This window comes from Streptomyces macrolidinus (assembly GCF_023887685.1).
Taxonomy (GTDB): Bacteria; Actinomycetota; Actinomycetes; order Streptomycetales; family Streptomycetaceae; genus Streptomyces; species Streptomyces macrolidinus.
Genome location: NZ_JAMWMR010000017.1, coordinates 79,673 through 100,931, shown reverse-complemented (window position 1 = coordinate 100,931; position 21,259 = coordinate 79,673). Strand labels below are relative to the sequence as shown.

Below are 21,259 nucleotides of genomic sequence, written 5' to 3'. Positions count from 1 at the left end.
AGGTCGTGCAGATCGGGGAGTTGTCCGAGCGCACTGGCGTGAGCCGCCGGTCCATCCGATATTACGAGCAGAAGGGGCTGCTGCACGCGCACCGGACCGACAAGGGATGGCGGGAGTACAGCGAGGACGCGGTCAACGCCGTGCTCAACGTCCAAGGGCTGCTACAGGCGGGATTGACCGTCGACGACATTCAGCGAGTCGCCCCCTGTCTGTCCATGGACGTGATCGACTTCATGTCCTGCGAGAACGCCGACCACGCGATTGCCATGTACGAGGAGAGGCTGGCCGTGATCGACGAGAAGGCGGCGTTGTTGCAGCGCCACCGTGAGGAGCTGACCGAAAGAATCGCCATGCTCCGCACGCACTCGGGCGCCGGCGACTTCGCCGCCCTGCTGAAGCAGGCCCAAGGGGTCTGAGAGACCGTGTCCACTGCTTGCCTCCGTGGCGGGTGCCGACTGCCGACACCGGATGCCACGGAGGCGCGCCGCTACGAGGCGGTGAAGCGTCAGACACCACCGCGGGCGGGGTACGCCCGGTCGAGTACGAAGGCCATGCCCCCGATCAGCTCGTCCAGCGGTGGCCGACCGAACGGCATGTTGAGGATGGACGCGTAGTACAGCTCCTGGTCCGGCTTGACCAGGAACAGGCCAGGCTCGTTGAAGCGCTCCGGCTCCTGGTCGTTCGCGGACCCGGACACGAACAGGCCCCAGTCGCGCATGACCGACACCGGCAGGTCGTACCCCACCGGTACCTTCGTGAGGCCCCACTCGGTCCGGGCGCGCTCGGCGCGCTCCCGTGAATCGGCGCTGATGGCCACCGGGTCGACTCCGAGGGCCTGGAGGTCGTCGAAGCGCTGCTCCATCTGGTTCAACTGGCCCCGGCAAGCGGGGCAGTGCAGGCCCCGGTAGAAGACGATCACCGTGAAGTTCCGGGGACTTTGCTCGGTGAGGTTTCACGTGCCGCCACCGACCAGGGGAACGATCAATGACGGGGCCTTGGTGCGTGGACGGGGTGGAGCGGTGATGACGTCGTGGGCACTGTTCATGTCGACTTCCCTTCTCGCTGCGCGTCATTTCGAATGCAGGCGTGCGAGGTGGATATGAATCGTGACTGCCTTCATCGCGAAAGAAGAACTTTCGCTGCCAGGACATATACCTGATCACCCGGACGTCTTGCTGTCAACTTCCGTGAATCAGGTGGGCGTTGGGTGGCCTGGAATCGAGAAGTAACCGGACGTCGAGCGGCCGGGGCCGAGGGCGGCGACTGTCGGTCGGGTGTGACGCGGGGACGCCGGAGAAGGCGGAGCGGGCCCGGATGCGGAATCAGTCGGGAGGGTCCGGGAACCGTTGTGAACAGCGCTTCAATACCTCGCTGACCAGGCACTTCGGCCTTGCTGTGCCACCCTGCACCCCGGCGTTGAGCCGCTTCGCCCATGTCACGGAAGCACGTGCTGCCGCGGTCCGGCTTGACCTTGACACCAGTGTAACCACCTAGCGTGCATTCCTGCGGGCATCACCATGTCGGCCGTGAATTCGGCCGACTCATTTCGGAACACGCAATCGAGATGAGCACGGGGGCGCGGCATGGGTGCTCCGGTGCGGATTTCAGCGGGTAAGGCGGAGGATTCACAACCATGAAGCAAAGACTGCCGAGTTGGCTGTTCGTGTTGTTCTTGACTCTCTTGGCCACAGCCACCGATGAATTCATCATCGCCGGTGTACTCAAGACGATCGCCGCCGACCTCGACGTCAGCCTCTCCGCCGCTGGGCAGTTGGTGACGGTCTTCGCCGTGGTCTACGCGCTGGGCGCACCGACGCTGGCAGTCGTCTGCGAGCGCTTCCCCAAACGCAGTGTCATGATCGTCGGGCTCCTGTGCTTCGTGGTGGCCAACGTGGTCGCCGCCCTTGCCCCCGGTTACTGGATCCTCATGGGGGCCCGCGTCTTCGCCGGTCTCGCCGCGGCCATCGTCACTTCCGCGGCCTTCACCACGACGGCCATGGGCGCCCCGGAGGGCATGCAGGGCCGATACCTCGGTGTCGTCACCTCGGGTATGACGGCCGCCCTGTTCACGGGAGTTCCGCTCGGTTCGTGGCTGGGCGGTGCTTTCGGCTGGCGGGCGACCTTCTGGCTGATCGCCGGTGTCGGGGCGATCGCTGCCCTCGGCCTCCTCGTCACGGCACCGAACATCCCCGGAAGCAACTCCGCGCCGCTCAAGGAACGGCTCAGCCCGTTGCGTAACGCCGCGGTTCTCCGACTCGTGATGGTCACCTTCCTGGCGGCCAGCGGTGGTCTGATGTTCTACACCTACCTTGGGGCCTACACCACGGAGGTGGCGCACGGGTCCTACCACATGCTGTCCGTCATGCTCTTCATCGTGGGCGTCGCCGGTCTCGCGGGCGCGCTGCTGGCCGGTCGCGCGATCGATGCCAGGGGGCCGCGGACGGGCCTGAAGCTGGTCATCGGGGGGCATGTCATCGGGCTGGCGCTTGCCGCGCTGCTGGTGTTCAGCGGCATCGGTAACCCGATCGTGCTGGGAGTCGTCATCGCCTTCTGGGCCGTCTGGGCCTGGGGGCTCAACCCGCCCATCCAGGGCAGCATCATGGGCGCGGCCGGACCCCAGGTCGGGATGACCGCGTTGGCGCTCAACATCTCCGGTCTCTACCTGGGTACCGGCGTGGCCGGCGCGATCGGTGGAGCCATCGTCGGGTTCGCCGACATCAAGTGGGTGCCCGTCGCAGCCACCGTGATGATGACCCTCTCGTTCTTCCTCATCCCGAAGGCCGCGCCCCAGGAATCGGGTGCGGCCGGATCCGCCGGGGAGCCCCAGGACATGACCGAGTCCCAGCCCGCCGGCACCTGATCACCTCCGCACAGGAACCGGCACAAGGGAGTGAGGGGCGCCGCGAAGCCGCGGCGCCCCTCACTCCAAATGTGTTCCCGCGCCGTTCGGTGTACCCGAACGGGCACACCGAACACACCTGAACGAGTCGGAGGGGGCGGCGGTGCCGCCGACGAGGAGTGTCAGATGTCCCTGAAGATCTCGATCTGCGCCCCCACCGAGTTGAGTCGCTCGGCCAGGTCCTCGTAGCCGCGGTTGATGACGTACACGTTCCGCAGTACCGACGTGCCCGGGGCCGCCATCATCGCCAGCAGGACGACCACCGCCGGGCGCAGCGCGGGCGGGCACATCATCTCGGCGGCGCGCCAGCGGGTCGGGCCCTCGACCAACACCCGGTGGGGGTCGAGGAGTTGGAGGCGTCCGCCGAGCCGGTTCAGGTCGGTCAGGTAGATGGCCCGGTTGTCGTAGACCCAGTCGTGGATCAGCGTCTTGCCCTGCGCGGTGGCCGCGATGGCCGCGAAGAACGGGACGTTGTCGATGTTCAGGCCGGGGAACGGCATCGGGTGGATCTTGTCGATCGGAGCCTCCAGCTTGGAGGGCCGCACGGTCAGGTCCACCAGGCGCGTACGGCCGTTGTCGGCTACGTACTCGGAGGAGCGGTCGTGGTCGAGCCCCATCTCCTCCAGCACCGCCAGCTCGATCTCCAGGAACTCGATCGGCACCCGGCGCACCGTCAGCTCCGACTCGGTGACGACCGCGGCGGCCAGCAGGCTCATCGCCTCGACCGGGTCCTCCGAGGGGGAGTAGTCGACGTCGACGTCGATGTTCGGTACGCCGTGCACGGTGAGTGTGGTGGTGCCGATGCCCTCCACCTTGACGCCGAGGGCCTCCAGGAAGAAGCAGAGGTCCTGGACCATGTAGTTGGAGGACGCGTTGCGGATGACCGTGACGCCGTCGTGGCGGGCGGCGGCCAGCAGCGCGTTCTCGGTCACGGTGTCGCCGCGTTCGGTCAGCACGATCGGGCGGCCGGGGGAGACAGACCGGTCCACCACGGCGTGGTACTGACCCTCGGTGGCGGTCACGTCGAGGCCGAACCGGCGCAGCGCGATCATGTGCGGCTCGATGGTGCGCGTCCCGAGGTCGCAGCCGCCCGCGTACGGGAGCCTGAAGCGGTCCACGCGGTGCAGCAGCGGGCCGAGGAACATGATGATCGAGCGCGTGCGGCGGGCGGCCTCGGCGTCGATGGCGTCCAGATCGAGGTCGGCGCCCGGCAGGATCTCCAGGTCGACGCCGTCGTTGATCCACCGGGTCCGTACGCCGATCGACCCGAGCACCTCCAGCAGGCGGTAGACCTCCTCGATGCGGGCGACCCGGCGCAGGACCGTACGCCCCTTGTTGAGCAGGGTGGCGCACAGCAGGGCCACGCAGGCGTTCTTGCTCGTCTTCACGTCGATGGCGCCGGAGAGCCGACGGCCGCCGACCACGCGCAGATGCATGGGGCCCGCGTAGCCCAAGGAGATGATCTCGCTGTCCAGCGCCCCGCCGATGCGGGCGATCATCTCAAGGCTGATGTTCTGGTTGCCGCGCTCGATGCGATTGACGGCGCTCTGGCTGGTGCCGAGCGCCTCGGCGAGCTGTGCCTGTGTCCAGCCACGGTGCTGGCGGGCGTCACGGATGAGCTTGCCGATACGTACGAGGTAGTCGTCTGACATGAGGTTGAGGCTATCTCAGATATGAGATGGCACCTCCTGAGGGGGTCCATTCGGGTGACCGACCCTCAGGGACGCGCACTCCAACGGCTCAACGAACGGCTCGACCAGCGGCTCAGTCGGCGGCTTGGCTCAGCGGCGGCCAGTCGAGGAGGTGTTGGAGGATGGTGTCGGCGCCCTCGGTGCGCAGGCCGGCCAGCGGGAGGCGGCCGTAGAGCGTGAGGAGTACGTCGCTCGCGGAGCCGTGGAGCGACGCGTCGGCGGTCGCCGGGCTGTCGAGCACGCGGGCGCCGGTGGGGCCGAGGTCGAGCAGCCAGGAGGGGCCCTCGGTGGTGTGCAGGGCGATACGGACGGGGTCGTGCGGCCAGGGGCCGCAGGCGCCGAGGAGCACGGTGAGGAACTCGTCGATGCCGTCCACCGCGATCGCCGAGGGGACCGGCTGCGGGCTGCCCACGGCGAGCTGGGCGTCGTAGGCGTGGACGGCGGCCTCGTAGACCTGGCGGCGGGCGGCCACACCGACCGTCACGGGTGCCCCGGAAGCGGCCCACCAGCCCCAGCACCCCGCCTCGGGCCCGGCCTCGCGCAGCGCACCGACGAACGCCTCGGTCGCCGCGGCCAACTCCGCGGAGCGCTCGGGTGCCCCCGGCGGCTGCTCGCTCGGCCCGGCCTGGACGACGGCGGTCCAGAAGCGCTGCGCCTGCGTGAGATGCACCAGCAGGTCCCGTAACGACCAGCCCGGACAACTGGGAACGGCTGAGCCGAGATCGTCGGCGGAGTCACAGACCTGGAGCAGCGCGGCGGAGCGTTCCTCGATCTGGGACAGGAGTTCCTCGAATGGAGGTGTCTGAGTCATCTTCACGTTCTAGCAGCCGCCTCCGGCGCTGTCCGGACGTTCCGGCAATCCGGAAAGAGGTGGGCGCGAAGGGCGTCCGGCATGACCATCCCGCACCTATGTACTAGAGTTATCTCGACATCGAGATATCTGCCGAAGGCACCGCCGTCGCCATTCCGGTAAGGGCTGCCTAACTTAGCCTTACCTCAGCGGGTCGACCGAGACGCGTGGCGGCAGGATTGCGGTGGTACGCGCACATCAATGAAGGAGACTGTCGTGTCGGCGAACAGCTTCGACGCCCGCAGCACGCTGCAGGTGGGCGACGAGTCGTACGAGATCTTCCGGCTGGACAAGGTGGAGGGCTCGGCCCGCCTGCCGTACAGCCTCAAGGTTCTGCTGGAGAACCTGCTCCGCACCGAGGACGGCGCGAACATCACCGCCGACCACATCCGCGCTCTCGGCAACTGGGACTCCCAGGCCCAGCCGTCGCAGGAGATCCAGTTCACGCCGGCCCGCGTGATCATGCAGGACTTCACCGGCGTGCCCTGTGTCGTGGACCTCGCCACCATGCGTGAGGCCGTCGCGGCGCTCGGCGGCGACCCGGCGAAGATCAACCCGCTCTCCCCGGCCGAGATGGTCATCGACCACTCCGTCATCGCGGACAAGTTCGGCACCAGCGAGGCCTTCAAGCAGAACGTCGACCTGGAGTACGGCCGCAACCGCGAGCGCTACCAGTTCCTGCGCTGGGGCCAGACCGCGTTCGACGACTTCAAGGTCGTCCCGCCGGGCACCGGCATCGTCCACCAGGTGAACATCGAGCACCTGGCCCGTACCGTCATGGTCCGGGGTGGTCAGGCGTACCCCGACACCCTCGTCGGCACCGACTCCCACACCACCATGGTCAACGGCCTCGGCGTCCTCGGCTGGGGCGTCGGCGGCATCGAGGCCGAGGCCGCGATGCTCGGCCAGCCGGTCTCCATGCTCATCCCGCGCGTCGTCGGCTTCAAGCTCACCGGCGAGCTGCAGCCCGGCACCACCGCCACCGACCTCGTGCTGACCATCACCGAGATGCTCCGCAAGCACGGTGTCGTCGGCAAGTTCGTCGAGTTCTACGGCGAGGGCGTCGCCGCCACCTCGCTGGCCAACCGCGCCACCATCGGCAACATGTCGCCGGAGTTCGGCTCCACCGCCGCGATCTTCCCGATCGACGGTGAGACCCTGAACTACCTGCGCCTGACGGGCCGCAGCGAGCAGCAGGTCGCCCTGGTCGAGGCCTACGCCAAGGAGCAGGGCCTCTGGCTGGACCCGAAGGCCGAGCCCGACTTCTCCGAGAAGCTCGAGCTGGACCTGTCCACCGTCGTGCCCTCGATCGCCGGCCCGAAGCGCCCGCAGGACCGCATCGTCCTCGCCAACGCCGCCGAGCAGTTCAAGCTGGACGTCCGCAACTACGTCGACACCGTGGACGAGGCGGGCGTGGAGTCCTTCCCGGCCTCCGACGCCCCGGCCCTCCACCCGAACGGCACGCCGTCCAACCCGGTCCAGGTCACCGCCCCCGACGGCACGACCTACACCCTGGACCACGGCGCGGTGACGGTCGCCGCCATCACGTCCTGCACCAACACGTCGAACCCGTACGTCATGGTCGCCGCCGCCCTGGTGGCCAAGAAGGCGGTCGAGAAGGGCCTGACCCGCAAGCCGTGGGTCAAGACCACCCTCGCGCCGGGCTCGAAGGTCGTGACGGACTACTTCGACAAGGCGGGCCTGACGCCGTACCTGGACAAGGTCGGCTTCAACCTGGTCGGTTACGGCTGCACCACCTGCATCGGCAACTCCGGCCCGCTGCCGGAGGAGGTCTCCAAGGCCGTCAACGAGCACGACCTCGCGGTCACTTCGGTCCTCTCCGGCAACCGGAACTTCGAGGGCCGTATCAACCCCGACGTCAAGATGAACTATCTGGCCTCCCCGCCGCTGGTCGTCGCGTACGCCCTCGCGGGTTCCATGAAGATGGACATCACCAAGGAAGCGCTGGGCACCGACCAGGACGGCAACCCGGTCTACCTGAAGGACATCTGGCCCTCGGAGGCCGAGGTCAACGATGTCGTCGCCAACGCCATCGGCGAGGACATGTTCAACAAGTCCTACCAGGACGTCTTCGCGGGCGACGCCCAGTGGCAGGCGCTGCCGATCCCGACCGGCAACACCTTCGAGTGGGACGCGGAGTCCACCTACGTCCGCAAGCCCCCGTACTTCGAGGGCATGGCCATGGAGCCGGCGCCGGTCCAGGACATCGCGGGCGCCCGTGTCCTCGCCAAGCTGGGCGACTCGGTCACCACCGACCACATCTCCCCGGCCGGTGCGATCAAGGCCGACACCCCGGCCGGCAAGTACCTCACCGAGCACGGCGTCGAGCGTCGCGACTTCAACTCCTACGGTTCCCGCCGCGGCAACCACGAGGTGATGATCCGCGGTACGTTCGCCAACATCCGTCTGCGCAACCAGATCGCGCCGGGCACCGAGGGCGGCTACACCCGCGACTTCACGCAGGACGGCGGTCCGGTCTCCTTCATCTACGACGCCTCGCGCAACTACATCGCGCAGAACACCCCGCTGGTCGTCCTGGCCGGCAAGGAGTACGGCTCCGGCTCGTCCCGCGACTGGGCCGCGAAGGGCACCGCGCTGCTCGGCGTCAAGGCCGTCATCGCCGAGTCGTACGAGCGCATCCACCGCTCGAACCTCATCGGCATGGGCGTGCTCCCGCTCCAGTTCCCGGAGGGCGCCTCGGCCGACTCCCTCGGCCTGACCGGCGAGGAGACCTTCTCCTTCTCCGGCGTCACCGAGCTGAACGAGGGCACCACGCCGCGCACGGTCAAGGTCACCACCGACACGGGCGTCGAGTTCGACGCGGTCGTCCGCATCGACACCCCCGGTGAGGCCGACTACTACCGCAACGGCGGCATCATGCAGTACGTGCTGCGCAGCCTGATCCGCAAGTAAGCGGTCCGGCAGGGCAGTTGAGGGCCGCATCCCCACGGGGGTGCGGCCCTTCGCCGTACCAGGCCCTAGATCCACCCCGCGGCCTGGGCGATCGCGAACGGTGCGGGGACCAGGGCCGTCATGCCGAGCCACAGATGCGGCCGTCTGCCCTCCTGCCACGGTATGAGGACATCCACCACCAGCACCATCCCGACGACGAACGCGCCGCCCAGCACCGCGCCGAGCGTCATGCCGAGGGTGTTGCCCGCGGGCTCCTTGCAGCCCAACCGCTCGGCGCAGCGGGCCAGTTCATGCCCGGTCAACAGCCATCGGACACACAGGCCCGGAACGATCGCCACCGCGCCGATCAGAAGGTTCGCCACCGCGGGCGCCCACCAGGAACCGGCGGTGCCCCTCTCGCGGCCACCGTCCGCACCGGAACCGTGCACAGCCCGCCCTCTCCCCGGCCATTGCGTTCGTTAGCTAGATGACCACGAGAGCACCAGGGTTGCCCTCGCGCGTCCCGGCGCCGACAACACCGCCCCCACGAGTGACCTTGCGTGACCTCGCGGCCGTCCGCCGGTTCGTCGCCCACGTCAGCCCAGCAGTTCCACCTCCGCCAAGGTCGACGCCTTGTCCAGCACCAGCCGATAGCGCGTGTGCGCGGCGGGGCGCGGGATCGAGAACACCCTCGTCTGCCGGTCCCAGGCGAAGGCCCGGCCCTCGCGCCGGTCCAGCGTCGTCCAGTGCGTACCGTCCTCCGAGGCCGTGAGCCGCCAGCCCGCCGGGGCCCGCGTGTGGTCGGCCGGGGACGTCAGGGTGTACTGCACCGCCTTGGTGCGGCCCCCCACCGGCAGGTCCACGCTCGTCACGCTCGCCTCGGTCGCCGATGTGTCGTCGAACAAGGGTCCTGTGCCCAGGAGTTGGTCCGTACGCGGCGACGGCACCCGGTCGTCCCGCGTGATCGAGCCCGGCCCCGCGTTCTTCCCCGTGCCCCAGGCCGACGGCCGCGGACCCATGGCGAAGTCCAGCACCGCGCCCCGGGCGAGCAGCGCGTGCGGCAGCGAAGTCGACGTCCACGCCGTGCCGTTGACCCGGAGACCCTGGACGTACACGTTCTTCGCGCTGTTCTTCGGTGCGTTGACGACGAGGTCCCGGCCGTTGTCGAGATGCACCGTCGCCTTGGTGAACAACGGTGATCCGACGGCGTATTCACCACTGCCCATCACCAACGGATAGAAGCCCAGCGCCGAGAACAGATACCACGCCGACTGTTCACCGTTGTCCTCATCGCCGAGGTATCCCTGCCCGATCTCGCTGCCGGTGTACAGCCGGGAGAGGACCTCGCGGACCTTCGCCTGCGCCTTCCACGGCTGCCCGACCGCGTCGTACAGGTAGATCACATGGTGCGCGGGCTGGTTGGAGTGCCCGTACATGCCCATCCGGACGTCACGCGCCTCCGTCATCTCGTGGATGACACGGCCGTACGACCCCGCGAACCGCGGCGCAGCCGTCTCGGGCGTGGTGAAGTACCGGTCGAGCTTGGCCGCGAGCCGCGCCCGCCCGCCGTACAGGTTCGCCAGGCCCCGGCTGTCCTGCGGGACCGTGAAGGCGAGGCCCCAGCCGTTCGTCTCCGTGTAGTCGCCGCCCCACACCCGAGGGTCGTAGTGCGCCGGGTCCAGCCGCCAGGCACCTCGGGCGTCCCGGCCCTGGAAGAAGCCGACCCTCGTGTCGAAGAGGCGGACGTAGTCACGGGCGCGGTTCAGGAAGTACGCCGACTCCTCCTCGTAGCGCTTCGTGCCGGTCTCCCGGTACAGCGCCCGGCCCATCTTCGCGATGCCGTAGTCGTTGATGTAGCCCTCCATCGCCCACGACAGGCCCTCGCCGGTAGCGGTGGTGGTGTAGCCGAGGAACGGTGAGGTCACCATGCCCTTGCGGCCGACACCGGACGAGGGCGGCGCGACCGTCGCGTTCTTCACGGCCGCGTCGTAGGCGGCCCGCGCGTCGAACCGCACACCCTTGACATAGGCGTCCGCGAACGCCACGTCCGAGGACGTGCCGGTCATCAGGTCGGCGTACCCGGGGGAGGACCAACGGGAGGTCCAGCCGCCGTCCTTGTACTGCTGGACGAAACCATCGGCCAGTTCGCCTGCCTGACTAGGCGTCAGGAGCGCGTACGCGGGCCATGTGGTCCGATAGGTGTCCCAGAAGCCGTTGTTGACGTACACCTTGCCGTCGACGACCTTCGCCCCGGTGTGCGTGGGCGTGTCCGCACCGGTCATGGGGGAGAAGGGAGACGCGTAGCGGTACACCGAACCCACCTTCTCGAAACCCGAGTTGGGGTACAGATACAGCCGGTAGAGCGAGGAGTACAACGTCGTGAGCTGATCCGGCGTCGCTCCCTCGACCTCCACCTTCCCAAGCAGCTCGTCCCAGGCCCACCGGGCCCGGTCCTTCACCGCCTCGAACGACGTGCCGTCCGGGGCCTCTTGGCGCAGATTGGCCTTCGCCTGCTCCACGCTGATCAGCGAGGTCGCGAGCCGGAGGGTCACCGTGCGGTCGGCGCCCGGCCTGAACCGCAGATACCCCTTCACCCCCGAGGCGGCCCCGTCCGTCACGGGCGCGTCGAACACGCCGTAGACGAACAGCCGGGTCGCCCCCGTCGACAGGGGGGACTTCACGTCCGAGAAGCCGGTGACGGTCCCACTCGCCTTGTCGAGGGTCAGCCCGCCCTGCGCCGTCACGTTGTCGAAGAGCACGCTCGCGTCGTCGCCGGGATAGGTGAACCGCAGCACCGCCGCGTGGTCGGTCGGCGCCATCTCCGCCCGCAGGCCGTTCTCGAAGGTGACCCCGTAGTAGTACGGACGCGCGGTCTCCCGCTCGTGCCGGAACGCCAGCGCCCGCGCGGTGCGCCCGGTGTCCGGGGTGCCCGACGCGGCCGACGGCATCACCTGGAACGTCTGCCGGTCGCCCATCCACGGACTCGGCTCATGGCTCGCGCCGAACGCCTGGATTCTCGGCAGGTTGGCGGCGTCATTGCCCCGCGCGTACTCGTACAGCCAGCTCAGCGAGGATGCGTCGGTCACCGGCGTCCAGAAGGTGAAGCCGTGCGGCAGGGCCATCGCCGGGAGGGTGTTGCCGCGCGAGAAGGTGCCGCTGGAGTTGGTGCCGCGCGTCGTCAGCGCGTAGTCGGACAGATGCGCCTTCGGCTTCTCGGGCGGTACGGTCTTCAGGGCGAGGTCGTCGAGCCAGCCCTGGAACCTGGCCGGTCCCTTCGGCGCGTCGTAGGCCACCAGGATCCGGTCCACGGTCTTCCCGGCCGCGACCGACCCGATCCGCGCGACCACGTCGTTCCACTGGTTGACGGACAGGACCTTCGCCGCGCCCTGCCCCCGCGGACTGAGCGGGAAGCCGTGCTGGTCGACCGCGCCGAGGCGGCTGAGCGAGGTGCCGTCGGTGAAGACGAGGTCGACGGAGACGTAGGTGGCCGCGTAGTCCCGGACCCCGTCCGCCATCGACGGGAAGACCCGGTACGAGAGTCGGGTGTCGCGGTCGACGCGCAGACCGACGTGGAAGATCTTGTTGTACGCGTACGCCCGGCCGCGCGCCGTGTGCGCTCCCGCGTACCGCAGGGCGTACCTGCCCGTGAAGCCCGCATTCGCCTTGGCGGTGGGGGAGTTGCTCGGGCCGTGGTCCACCGTCGAGCGCATGCCCGTGCCGGGCCCGTCGGTCACGCCGGAGGACCGCCGCGCGCCGTCCGCCGCGGTGTCGGGGGTGTCCACCCAGGTCGGCGCGGGATCACCGGGTTCGAACGAGGATGCGAACTCCTGTGCGGAGGGGGCGTGTTGCGTGGTGGTCGCCACCGCCGCGCCCTGAGCCGTCACGAGCAGCGCGAAGGCGACCGCGACCACGAGCGCGGTGGAGGCCCGGCCGCCCCGTGGTCGGTGCCTGCGCGAACGGGCTCCCCGCGCGGATAACGGGTGAGACAACGTTGTCACCTTGACTGCGCAAGGATCCGAAAGGGACCAAGTGGTCAGTGATGTCACGGTGTTGAGTGTGCCATTCGAGCCCGATGCGGCGGATGTCCCGTTCGATGGGACGCGCGGGCGTTTCGTGTTTCCGTGAGGTCTCAACTTCGAAAAGCGCGGAGCCAACCTTGCGCTCGATCTTGCTCAGCTCACGTGAAGTGGACTATACCTGTCGGCGTCCGGGCAGCCATCACCAGCCGAACGGCGGTCGCGGGCAGGCACGACCGGGGGGAATCGGAAGACGGTCGACCGGCCGAGCACGACCGGCTGCGGCGCCGTCCCACTGAATCCCTCATGCACGACCCGAGCTTCACCATCATCGCGGTGCCGGGGAGGATCCGGTTCACCGCCTGAGTCCTGGAGAAGGCGAGGACTTGAGCATGGGATCCACTTCCGGCGAGCACCATGAGAGCACCACCACCGGGGGCGTCGGCCGACGCGACCTCATCAAGCGGTCCGCCGCACTCGGCCTGGTCTCCGTGCCCACGATGAGCTTCCTGTCCGCCTGCGCCAGCAGCGGAGGCGGCGGCAGCGACGACAAGCCCAAGACCGGCAAGAAGACCGCGAAGAACCCGCTGGGCGCGGACGAGACCGGACAGATGGAGTTCGTGCTCTTCGACGGCGGCCTCGGCAAGGAGTACGCCGAGGACGCGGTGAAGATCTACCAGACGAACTTCCCCAAGGCGAAGACCAAGTTCTTCCCCACCCAGAAGATCGGGACCGTCCTCCAGCCCCGGTTCAACCAGGGCAACCCGCCGGACCTCATCGACAACTCCGGCGCCGACCAGATGGACATGGGCGGCCTCGTCGGCAAGAAGCAACTGACCGACCTCACCCCGCTCCTCGACGCGCCGTCCTACGACGACCCGAACAAGAAGGTCCGCGACACACTGCGGCCGGGCATCGTCGAGATGGGCCAGTTCGACGGCAGCCCGGTCTGGATCCTGTACTACGCCTACAACGTCTACGGCGTCTGGTACTCGCAGAAGGCCCTGGACTCCCTCGACGAGAAGTACCCCGAGACCTGGGACGAGATGCTCAAGGTCTGCGCCAAGGCCAAGAAGAAGGGCATGGCCGGCTGGACGTACGCGGGCAAGTACCCGTACTACATCCCCTTCTCGCTGTACCCGATGATCGGCAAGGTCGGCGGGCGCGACGTCCTCGACGCCATCGACAACCTGGAGCCGAACGCCTGGAAGCACCCGGCGGTCAAGGTCTGTCTCGAGGCGTACTACGAGCTGTACCAGAAGGGCTACATCCTCAAGGGCACCCCCGGTCTCGACCACATCCAGTCGCAGACCGCCTGGGCCAAGGGCGAGGCGCTGTTCCTCCCGAACGGCTCCTGGGTGGAGAACGAGTCCGCGAAGGTCATCCCGGCCGACTTCGACCTCGCCGTCTCCGCGCCCTCGGGCATCGACTCCTCCGACAAGCTGCCCTTCGGCACGATCTGGGCCTCCGGTGGCGAGCCCTTCATCGTCCCGGCCCAGGCGAAGAACCCCGGGGGCGGCATGGAGCAGCTTCGCATCATGCTCAGCGAGGAGTCCTCGAAGAACTTCACCGCCAAGGTCAAGTCGCTGTCGGCGTTCAACGGCGGCACCACGGGCATCGACCTCACCCCGGGTCTCAAGTCCGGTGCCGCCGCGCTGGAGAAGGCCGGGGACAACGTCCTGAACCCGCGCCTTCAGGACTGGTACGTGCAGTTGGAGAAGGAGAAGATCGGTGTGGCCTGTCTCGGCGAGATGATGGCCGGCCGCCTCACTCCGGCCGAGACGATCAAGAAGATCCAGGGCTTCGCCGACGAGACCGCCAAGGACTCGTCGGTCAAGCACTACAAGCACCAGTGAGGATCCGTCACCGCCGACGTCGGCCGTTCCCGCGGCCGGCGTCGGCGGCGATACGGCGAAATCGGGGTCGGTAGCAATGCAGCACGGCAAGTACCGGTTCATCGTGGGGTTCCTGACCATCCCCCTCGGGCTGTACGCGATCTTCGTCATATGGCCCTTCATCCAGTCCATCTACTACTCGTTCACGGACTGGACCGGGCTGAGCCCGGACTTCAAGATGGTGGGCTTCGACAACTACACGAGGATGCTCCACGACGACATCTTCTGGAAGTCGCTTCAACACAGCCTGCTCTTCGCGCTGTTGGTGCCGCTGGTGACGATCGGTCTGGCGCTGTTCTTCTCCTTCATGATCAACGTGGGCGGCCGACGGCGGAAGGGCGGCCCGGCGATCTCCGGCGTGCGCGGCTCGTCCTTCTACAAGATCGTCTACTTCTTCCCCCAGGTCCTCTCCATCGCCATCGTGGCGCTGCTGTTCGCGTTCGCGTACAACCCGGACACCGGGGCGATCAACTCGCTGCTGCGCGGCATCGGACTCGACAGCGTGCAGCCGCTGTTCCTCGGTGACCCGAATCTCGCGCTGTGGTGCGTGATGGCGGTCCTCGTCTGGTCCACGGTCGGCTTCTTCGTGGTCCTCTTCTCCGCCGGTATGGCCTCCATCCCGGCGGATCTCTACGAGGCAGCGCTGCTCGACGGGGCGGGGCGCGCCACGACGTTCTTCAGGATCACCCTGCCGCTGCTGTGGGACACCGTGCAGTCCGGCTGGGTGTACATGGGCATCCTGGCCCTGGGCGCGGAGTCGTTCGCGGTCGTACAGATCATGACGACCGGGCCGGGCGGTCCGGACTACTCGACCACCGTCCTGGTGCTGTACGTCTACCAGAAGGCCTTCCGCGACGGTCAGGCCGCCTACGCAACCACGATCGGTGTCGCCCTGCTCGTCGTGACGCTGCTGTTCGCGGCGATCGTGATGAAGCTGGGCCGGCGCGAGCGGCTGGAGTACTGACCATGAAGACAACCGAGACTCCCGCTCCGAGCCCGGCCGAACCGGGCGCCACCGTGACCAGGACCGACCCCGCTTCCGGCCGGGCGCCGCGGCGGAAGGGGGACGGCGCCGTCCTCAACGTCTTCTCGCACGGCATGCTCGTCCTGTGGGCGTTCATGGTGGGCATGCCGCTGCTGTGGGCGGTGCTGACGTCCTTCAAGGACGACAACTCGATCTTCAGCTCGCCCTGGTCGCTGCCGGACACGCTGCACTTCGAGAACTGGTCGCGGGCGTGGACCGACGCCAACATGAGCGGCTACTTCCTCAACACCGTGGTGGTGGTGGGCGGTTCGCTCATCGGCACGCTGGTGCTCGGCTCGATGGCCGCGTACGTCCTGGCGCGCTTCGACTTCCCGGGCAACCGGTTCATCTACTACCTGTTCATCGCCGGCATGAGCTTCCCGATCATGCTGGCGCTGGTCCCGCTGTTCTACGTCGTGAACAACATGGGCCTGCTGAACACGATCCACGGCCTGATCCTCGTCTACATCGCCTACTCGCTGCCGTTCACCGTCTTCTTCCTGACCGCGTTCTTCCGCTCGCTGCCGACCTCGGTCGCCGAGGCCGCGTTCGTGGACGGGGCCTCGCACGCCCGGACGTTCTTCCAGATCATGCTTCCGATGGCGAAGCCGGGACTGATCAGCGTGGGGATCTTCAACTTCCTGGGCCAGTGGAACCAGTACATGCTGCCGACGGTCCTGAACACGGACCCGGACAAACGGGTCCTCACCCAGGGGCTGGTCCAGCTCGCGGCCAGCCAGGGCTACAAGGGCGACTGGTCCGGCCTCTTCGCGGGGCTGGTGATGGCCATGCTGCCGGTGCTGGCGGCGTACATCATCTTCCAGCGGCAGGTGGTCCAGGGGCTCACCGCGGGAGCCCTGAAGTAGCCCGCGAAGGCACTGCGGGGCAAGCGCCGCAAGGGATGCGCCGCGAGGATCCGCCGTAAGGGAACTGAACGAGGCACGACACCGATGCCGCCCCTCAACCACGGGGGCGGCATCGTCATGTCCTGGCCATCCACGCCCCGCCTGCCACCCGATTTCCGTCAAGGACTTGACTGCGGTAACCCGTTCAGCGGACTTTGGAGTTCACAACTTGTACGTGACCCGGGCCCCGAGGAAGTGGCCTGGGACACACCGGTGGCCTCCTGGCCGCCGGGCCGAGGGCAGGAGTGGAGAGTCGATGGAGACTCCGGGGTCGCAGTCGTCGCTGCACCGGGCGAATCTCGAGCGCGTCGTCCGTGCGGTGCGCCTTGCCGGGTCGCTCACACAGGCCGAGATCGCGAGAACGACGGGCCTGTCCGCGGCGACCGTCTCCAACATCGTGCGGGAGCTGAAGGACGGCGGAACGGTCGAGGTCACGCCCACGTCGGCGGGCGGTCGCAGGGCGCGCAGCGTCTCCCTCAGCGGTGACGCGGGGATCGTGATCGGCGTCGACTTCGGGCACACCCATCTGCGGGTCGCGGTCGGCAACCTCGCCCATCAGGTGCTCGCCGAGGAGTCCGAGCCGCTCGATGTGGACGCGTCCGCCGAGCAGGGCTTCGACCGCGCGGAAGAGCTGGTCAACCGGCTGATCCAGGCGACCGGGGTGGACCGCTCCAAGGTCGCGGGCGTGGGCCTCGGCGTGCCCGGACCCATCGACGTCGAGTCGGGCACGCTGGGCTCCACCGCGATCCTGCCGGGCTGGTCCGGCACCAGACCCGCCGAGGAGCTGCACAGACGGCTCGGCGTCCCGGCGTACGTGGACAACGACGCGAACCTCGGCGCCCTCGGGGAGCTGGTCTGGGGCAGCGGCCGAGGGGTCAAGGACCTCGCGTACATCAAGGTCGCCAGCGGGGTCGGCGCCGGGCTGGTGATCGACGGGAAGATCTACCGAGGCCCCGGCGGCACCGCCGGCGAGATCGGCCACATCACCCTGGACGAGTCCGGTCCCGTCTGCCGCTGCGGCAACCGCGGCTGCCTGGAGACGTTCACGGCGGCGGGGTACGTCCTGCCGCTGCTCCAGCCCGGCCACGGCCCGGATCTGACCATGGAGGGCGTCGTCCGGCTGGCGCGGGAGGGCGACCCGGGGTGCCGCCGGGTGATCGCCGACGTGGGCCGCCACATCGGCAGCGGCGTGGCCAACCTCTGCAATCTGCTCAACCCCAGCCGGGTGGTCCTCGGCGGAGACCTTGCCGAGGCAGGCGAGCTGGTGCTCGGCCCCATCCGCGAGTCGGTCGGGCGGTACGCGATCCCCAGCGCCGCCCGCCATTGCTCGGTGCTGCCGGGCGCGCTCGGAGGCCGCGCGGAAGTGCTCGGCGCACTCGCTCTCGCGCTCAGCGAGATGGGTGATTCGACCCTTTTGGATGGGACGCTGTCTCCCAATCCCCCTGCCTTCACTTAGAGAACGGATGGCATCGTTGCCATCTCGTTAAGGATTTACTTCTTGACGTCGTACGTATGGCCGACTTGACTTCCTGTCACCTCGGCCGCACCGTCGCGGCCTCGTCAGGGAGGTTTCTGAAGTGAACACGCGTATGCGTCGTGCCGCCGTTGCCGTTGCCGTGGGTGCGATGGCCGTCTCGCTGGCCGCCTGTGGCAGCGCCAAGGAGTCGGGTGGCGACTCTTCTTCTTCGTCGAGCGCGAAGAAGAAGGGTGACGCTATCAAGGTGGGCCTGCTGCTGCCGGAGAACAAGACCGCGCGGTACGAGAAGTTCGACAAGCCGCTGATCGAGAAGAAGATCAAGGAGCTGACGGGCGACAAGGCCACGCTGGAGTACAACAACGCCCGGCAGGACGCCAACCTCCAGGCGCAGCAGGTCGACACCATGATCACGAGCAAGGTCGACGTCCTGATCATCGACGCCGTCGACTCCAAGGCGATCGCCAACTCGATCAAGAAGGCCGATGACGCGGGCATCCCGGTCGTCGCGTACGACCGCCTGGCCGAAGGCCCGATCAAGGCCTACACCTCGTTCGACAACACCGAGGTCGGCAAGACGCAGGGCGCGGCCCTGCTCAAGGCCCTGGGCGGCGACGCCAAGAAGGGCAAGATCGTCATGATGAACGGCTCGCCCACCGACCCCAACGCCAAGCAGTTCAAGACGGGTGCCCACTCCGTCCTCGACGGCAACGTCACGGTCGGCCGCGAGTACGACACCAAGGAGTGGTCGCCGGACAACGCCAACTCCAACATGGAGGCGGCGATCTCGGCGATCGGCAAGAAGAACATCGTCGGTGTCTACTCCGCCAACGACGGCATGGCCGGCGGCATCATCACCGCCCTCAAGGCCGCGGGCATCTCCGGTGTCCCGGTCACCGGCCAGGACGCCGAACTCGCGGGCGTGCAGCGCATCGTCACCGGTGAGCAGTTCATGAGCGTCTACAAGCCGTACCCGAAGGAGGCGGAGGTCGCCGCGGAGATGGCCGTCCTCCTCGCCCAGGGCAAGTCGCTGGACTCGATCGCCAAGGACAAGGTCGACAGCCCGACCGTCAAGCAGGTGCCCTCCGTCCTGGTCCCGGTCATCGCGCTGACCAAGGAGAACATCAAGGACACGGTCCTCAAGGACGGCATCTACACCACCGCCGACATCTGCACCGCGCAGTACAAGAAGGACTGCGACAAGATCGGTCTGAAGTAACCGGTCCAAGCCCCTTCCCCCGTACGGGACTTCGCCATTGAATTCCCGTACGGGACGGGTGCTCCGACAGGCGGCGTTCGCCCTGTCGCACCGAAACTCCCCTCCGGCGCCCCGCGTTCACCAGCCCCGCAAGCTACTGGCGGGGCGCCGGAGGGGAACACTTCCCCCATACTTTGCACAACCTTCCGCCGGGTCAGGCGGCGAAGGAGATGGTTCACGTGTCCGCTACGCCCGTGCTGGCGTTGCGCGGGGTCTCCAAGCGGTTCGGTGCCGTTCAGGCGCTCACCGACGTAGAGCTTGAGGTCCATGCCGGTGAAGTGGTCGCCCTGGTCGGCGACAACGGCGCCGGAAAGTCCACGCTGGTCAAGACGATCGCCGGCGTGCACCCCATCGATGAAGGCGCCATCGAATGGGACGGCAAGACCGTCCAGATCAACAAGCCCAACGACGCCCAGCAGTTGGGCATCGCGACGGTCTATCAGGACCTCGCGCTGTGCGACAACATCGACGTCGTCGGCAATCTCTTCCTCGGCCGTGAGCTGACGCGGCGCGGCGTCCTCGACGAGGTCGAGATGGAGCGGCGCGCCCGCGAGCTGCTCACCACCTTGTCGATCCGCATCCCGAGCGTGCGTATCCCGATCGCCTCGCTCTCCGGCGGCCAGCGCCAGACCGTGGCCATCGCCCGCTCGATGCTCGGCGACCCCAAGCTGGTCATCCTCGACGAGCCCACCGCGGCCCTCGGTGTCGAGCAGACCGCCCAGGTCCTCGACCTGATCGAACGGCTGCGGGAGCGCGGCCACGCGGTGATCCTCATCAGCCACAACATGGCCGATGTGAAGGCCGTGGCGGACAAGGTCGCGGTGCTCCGCCTCGGCCGCAACAACGGCGTCTTCGAGGTGAAGACCACCTCGCAGGAGGAGATCATCTCCGCCATCACCGGCGCCACGGACAACGCGGTGACCCGCCGTGCGGCGCGCGCGAACGGGGAGGATTCCCAGTGAGTACCGACAAGACCTCGAAGGCTCCGCAGGACACGCAGGTCGCCGAGAACCCCGAGGCCGCCGCGGCGGCGGTGACCGCGGTCGACCCCCGTCTTCTCGTGCGCGAGCAGGGACTCGCGGGCTATGTGGGGGAGTTCAAGCGCAAGATGCGCGCCGGTGACCTGGGCTCGCTGCCCGTCATCGTCGGCCTGATCGCCATCTGTGTGATCTTCCAGAGCCTGAACTCCGCCTTCCTGTCCGCCGAGAACATCAGCAACATCACCATCACGATGGTCGGCACGGGCATGATCTCGGTCGGCATCGTCTTCGTGCTGCTGCTCGGCGAGATCGACCTGTCGGTCGGTTCGGTCAGTGGTGCGGCCAGCGCCCTCACGGCCGTGTTCGCCGTCAACCAGGGCTGGCCCGAGTGGGTCGCCGTGCTCACGGCCGTCGCGGCCGGTGCGGCCATCGGCGCGGTCCACGGCTTCTTCTTCGCCGTGCTCGGCGCCCCCGCCTTCGCCGTGACCCTGGCCGGTCTGCTGTTCTGGCTGGGCTTCATGCTCCAGGTGCTGGGCGAGAACGGCACCATCAACCTCAAGAGCGACGGTCTCATCGGCCAGCTCACGACGTACTTCTTCGCCGACGTGGCAGCCGCCTACGGTCTGGCCGCGCTCGTGGTCGCCGTGTTCTTCGCCACCTCCTACCTGGGCAACCGCCGCCGTGAGGCCGCGGGCATCCCGACCCGCCCGCTCAGCGAGACCGTCCTGCGGACGGCGCTGCTGGCGGTCGTCTCCTTCGCCGCGGCCTACATGTACAACCAGTACAAGGGCCTGCCGCTGGCCACGGTGATCTTCCTGGCCTTCCTGGTGCTCACCGACTTCCTGCTGCGCCGCACCACGTACGGCCGCAAGGTCTTCGCGCTCGGCGGCAGTGTCGAGGCCTCGCGCCGTGCCGGTATCAACGTCACGGCGATCCGGATCTCCTGCTTCGCGATCTCCGGACTCTTCGCGGCCATCGGCGGCCTCTTCCTGGCTTCCAAGATCGCCTCGGCCAACCAGAGCGCCGGCACCGGTGACCTGCTGATGAACGCGATCGCCGCCGCCGTCATCGGTGGCACCAGCCTCTTCGGCGGGCGCGGGCGCACCTGGAACGCCCTGCTGGGCGTGATGGTGATCGTCTCGATCCAGTACGGCCTCCAGTTGGAGTCCATCGCGGAGCCCGTGAAGTACATGATCACGGCGGGCGTGCTGCTCACCACGGTCGTGATCGACTCGATCACCCGCAAGACCCAGAAGACCGCGGGTCGCGCGTGACCCACCGGTCGTAAGGCCCTCAGGTGTGCCCGGTACCCCGGCGGTACCGGGCACAGGCCTGTGCGGTCGGACGCGTGGCC

General features: G+C 68.0%; 15 protein-coding genes. 10 read left to right on the top strand and 5 right to left on the bottom strand.

The genetic code is table 11. The features are described 5' to 3' along the window. The first annotated feature begins 5 nt into the window (after window positions 1–5). Complete coding sequence (locus tag NGF19_RS19385; protein ID WP_252426257.1) at window positions 6–416, top strand: MerR family transcriptional regulator; 411 nt, start codon at window positions 6–8, stop codon at window positions 414–416. A gap of 89 nt (window positions 417–505) precedes the next feature. On the opposite strand, the gene NGF19_RS19380 is transcribed toward NGF19_RS19385, so the two are convergent. Next, entirely contained in the window at window positions 506–919 is a 414-nt protein-coding gene (locus tag NGF19_RS19380; protein ID WP_252426255.1) for a redoxin domain-containing protein, read from the bottom strand. Window positions 920–1,633: 714 nt separating this feature from the next. On the opposite strand from NGF19_RS19380, the gene NGF19_RS19375 reads away from it, so the two are divergent. Further along, window positions 1,634–2,860: an MFS transporter gene (locus tag NGF19_RS19375; RefSeq protein WP_252426253.1), complete on the top strand. Its 1,227-nt coding sequence runs from the start codon at window positions 1,634–1,636 to the stop codon at window positions 2,858–2,860. Window positions 2,861–3,021: 161 nt separating this feature from the next. Here NGF19_RS19375 and NGF19_RS19370 read toward each other — a convergent pair whose 3' ends face one another. Both NGF19_RS19370 and NGF19_RS19365 read right to left on the bottom strand, forming a co-directional pair. Then, entirely contained in the window at window positions 3,022–4,551 is a 1,530-nt protein-coding gene (locus NGF19_RS19370) for a UDP-N-acetylglucosamine 1-carboxyvinyltransferase (RefSeq protein WP_252426252.1), read from the bottom strand. A gap of 112 nt (window positions 4,552–4,663) precedes the next feature. Beyond that, entirely contained in the window at window positions 4,664–5,401 is a 738-nt protein-coding gene (locus NGF19_RS19365; protein WP_252426251.1) for a maleylpyruvate isomerase family mycothiol-dependent enzyme, read from the bottom strand. Between the two features lie 255 nt (window positions 5,402–5,656). Between NGF19_RS19365 and acnA the strand changes: the two genes are divergently transcribed. Beyond that, window positions 5,657–8,374: an aconitate hydratase AcnA gene (gene acnA, locus NGF19_RS19360; protein WP_308288502.1), complete on the top strand. Its 2,718-nt coding sequence runs from the start codon at window positions 5,657–5,659 to the stop codon at window positions 8,372–8,374. A gap of 65 nt (window positions 8,375–8,439) precedes the next feature. On the opposite strand, the gene NGF19_RS19355 is transcribed toward acnA, so the two are convergent. Then, window positions 8,440–8,736 (bottom strand): hypothetical protein, encoded by a 297-nt coding sequence (locus NGF19_RS19355; protein WP_252426248.1) that lies wholly within the window; start codon window positions 8,734–8,736, stop codon window positions 8,440–8,442. 213 nt (window positions 8,737–8,949) lie between these two features. Further along, window positions 8,950–12,342, bottom strand: coding sequence for a GH92 family glycosyl hydrolase (locus tag NGF19_RS19350; protein ID WP_372505695.1), 3,393 nt, complete (start codon window positions 12,340–12,342; stop codon window positions 8,950–8,952). Window positions 12,343–12,761: 419 nt separating this feature from the next. Here NGF19_RS19350 and ngcE point away from each other — a divergent pair, with 419 nt between their 5' ends. The 7 genes from ngcE (at window position 12,762) to NGF19_RS19315 (ending at window position 21,179) form a co-directional block, all read left to right on the top strand. Beyond that, window positions 12,762–14,225 (top strand): N-acetylglucosamine/diacetylchitobiose ABC transporter substrate-binding protein, encoded by a 1,464-nt coding sequence (gene ngcE, locus NGF19_RS19345; RefSeq protein ID WP_252426247.1) that lies wholly within the window; start codon window positions 12,762–12,764, stop codon window positions 14,223–14,225. Window positions 14,226–14,301: 76 nt separating this feature from the next. After that, complete coding sequence (locus NGF19_RS19340; protein WP_252426245.1) at window positions 14,302–15,228, top strand: carbohydrate ABC transporter permease; 927 nt, start codon at window positions 14,302–14,304, stop codon at window positions 15,226–15,228. Window positions 15,229–15,230: 2 nt separating this feature from the next. After that, window positions 15,231–16,154 carry a carbohydrate ABC transporter permease gene (locus NGF19_RS19335; protein WP_252426244.1) on the top strand — a complete coding sequence of 308 codons (924 nt, stop codon included), beginning with the start codon at window positions 15,231–15,233 and terminating at the stop codon, window positions 16,152–16,154. A 295-nt stretch (window positions 16,155–16,449) separates the two neighbouring features. After that, entirely contained in the window at window positions 16,450–17,649 is a 1,200-nt protein-coding gene (locus tag NGF19_RS19330) for an ROK family transcriptional regulator (RefSeq protein ID WP_252426242.1), read from the top strand. A gap of 133 nt (window positions 17,650–17,782) precedes the next feature. Next, the gene (locus NGF19_RS19325; protein ID WP_252426308.1) at window positions 17,783–18,886 is read left to right on the top strand and encodes an ABC transporter substrate-binding protein; all 1,104 of its coding nucleotides are present in this window, start codon (window positions 17,783–17,785) and stop codon (window positions 18,884–18,886) included. 209 nt (window positions 18,887–19,095) lie between these two features. Further along, window positions 19,096–19,887 carry an ATP-binding cassette domain-containing protein gene (locus NGF19_RS19320; protein ID WP_252426241.1) on the top strand — a complete coding sequence of 264 codons (792 nt, stop codon included), beginning with the start codon at window positions 19,096–19,098 and terminating at the stop codon, window positions 19,885–19,887. Further along, window positions 19,884–21,179 carry a sugar ABC transporter permease gene (locus tag NGF19_RS19315; protein ID WP_252426240.1) on the top strand — a complete coding sequence of 432 codons (1,296 nt, stop codon included), beginning with the start codon at window positions 19,884–19,886 and terminating at the stop codon, window positions 21,177–21,179. Before NGF19_RS19320 ends, NGF19_RS19315 begins: the two co-directional genes overlap by 4 nt. Window positions 21,180–21,259 lie beyond the last annotated feature (80 nt).

Excerpts from the sequence above, each read along its gene's own strand:
- NGF19_RS19340 (WP_252426245.1), top strand. The coding sequence starts at position 14,302 with ATGCAGCACGGCAAGTACCGGTTCATCGTGGGGTTCCTGACCATCCCC.
- NGF19_RS19375 (WP_252426253.1), top strand. The coding sequence starts at position 1,634 with ATGAAGCAAAGACTGCCGAGTTGGCTGTTCGTGTTGTTCTTGACTCTC.
- NGF19_RS19335 (WP_252426244.1), top strand. The coding sequence starts at position 15,231 with ATGAAGACAACCGAGACTCCCGCTCCGAGCCCGGCCGAACCGGGCGCC.
- NGF19_RS19330 (WP_252426242.1), top strand. The coding sequence starts at position 16,450 with ATGGAGACTCCGGGGTCGCAGTCGTCGCTGCACCGGGCGAATCTCGAG.
- NGF19_RS19365 (WP_252426251.1), bottom strand. The coding sequence starts at position 5,401 with ATGACTCAGACACCTCCATTCGAGGAACTCCTGTCCCAGATCGAGGAA.
- NGF19_RS19320 (WP_252426241.1), top strand. The coding sequence starts at position 19,096 with ATGGTTCACGTGTCCGCTACGCCCGTGCTGGCGTTGCGCGGGGTCTCC.
- NGF19_RS19370 (WP_252426252.1), bottom strand. The coding sequence starts at position 4,551 with ATGTCAGACGACTACCTCGTACGTATCGGCAAGCTCATCCGTGACGCC.
- ngcE (WP_252426247.1), top strand. The coding sequence starts at position 12,762 with ATGGGATCCACTTCCGGCGAGCACCATGAGAGCACCACCACCGGGGGC.
- NGF19_RS19325 (WP_252426308.1), top strand. The coding sequence starts at position 17,783 with ATGCGTCGTGCCGCCGTTGCCGTTGCCGTGGGTGCGATGGCCGTCTCG.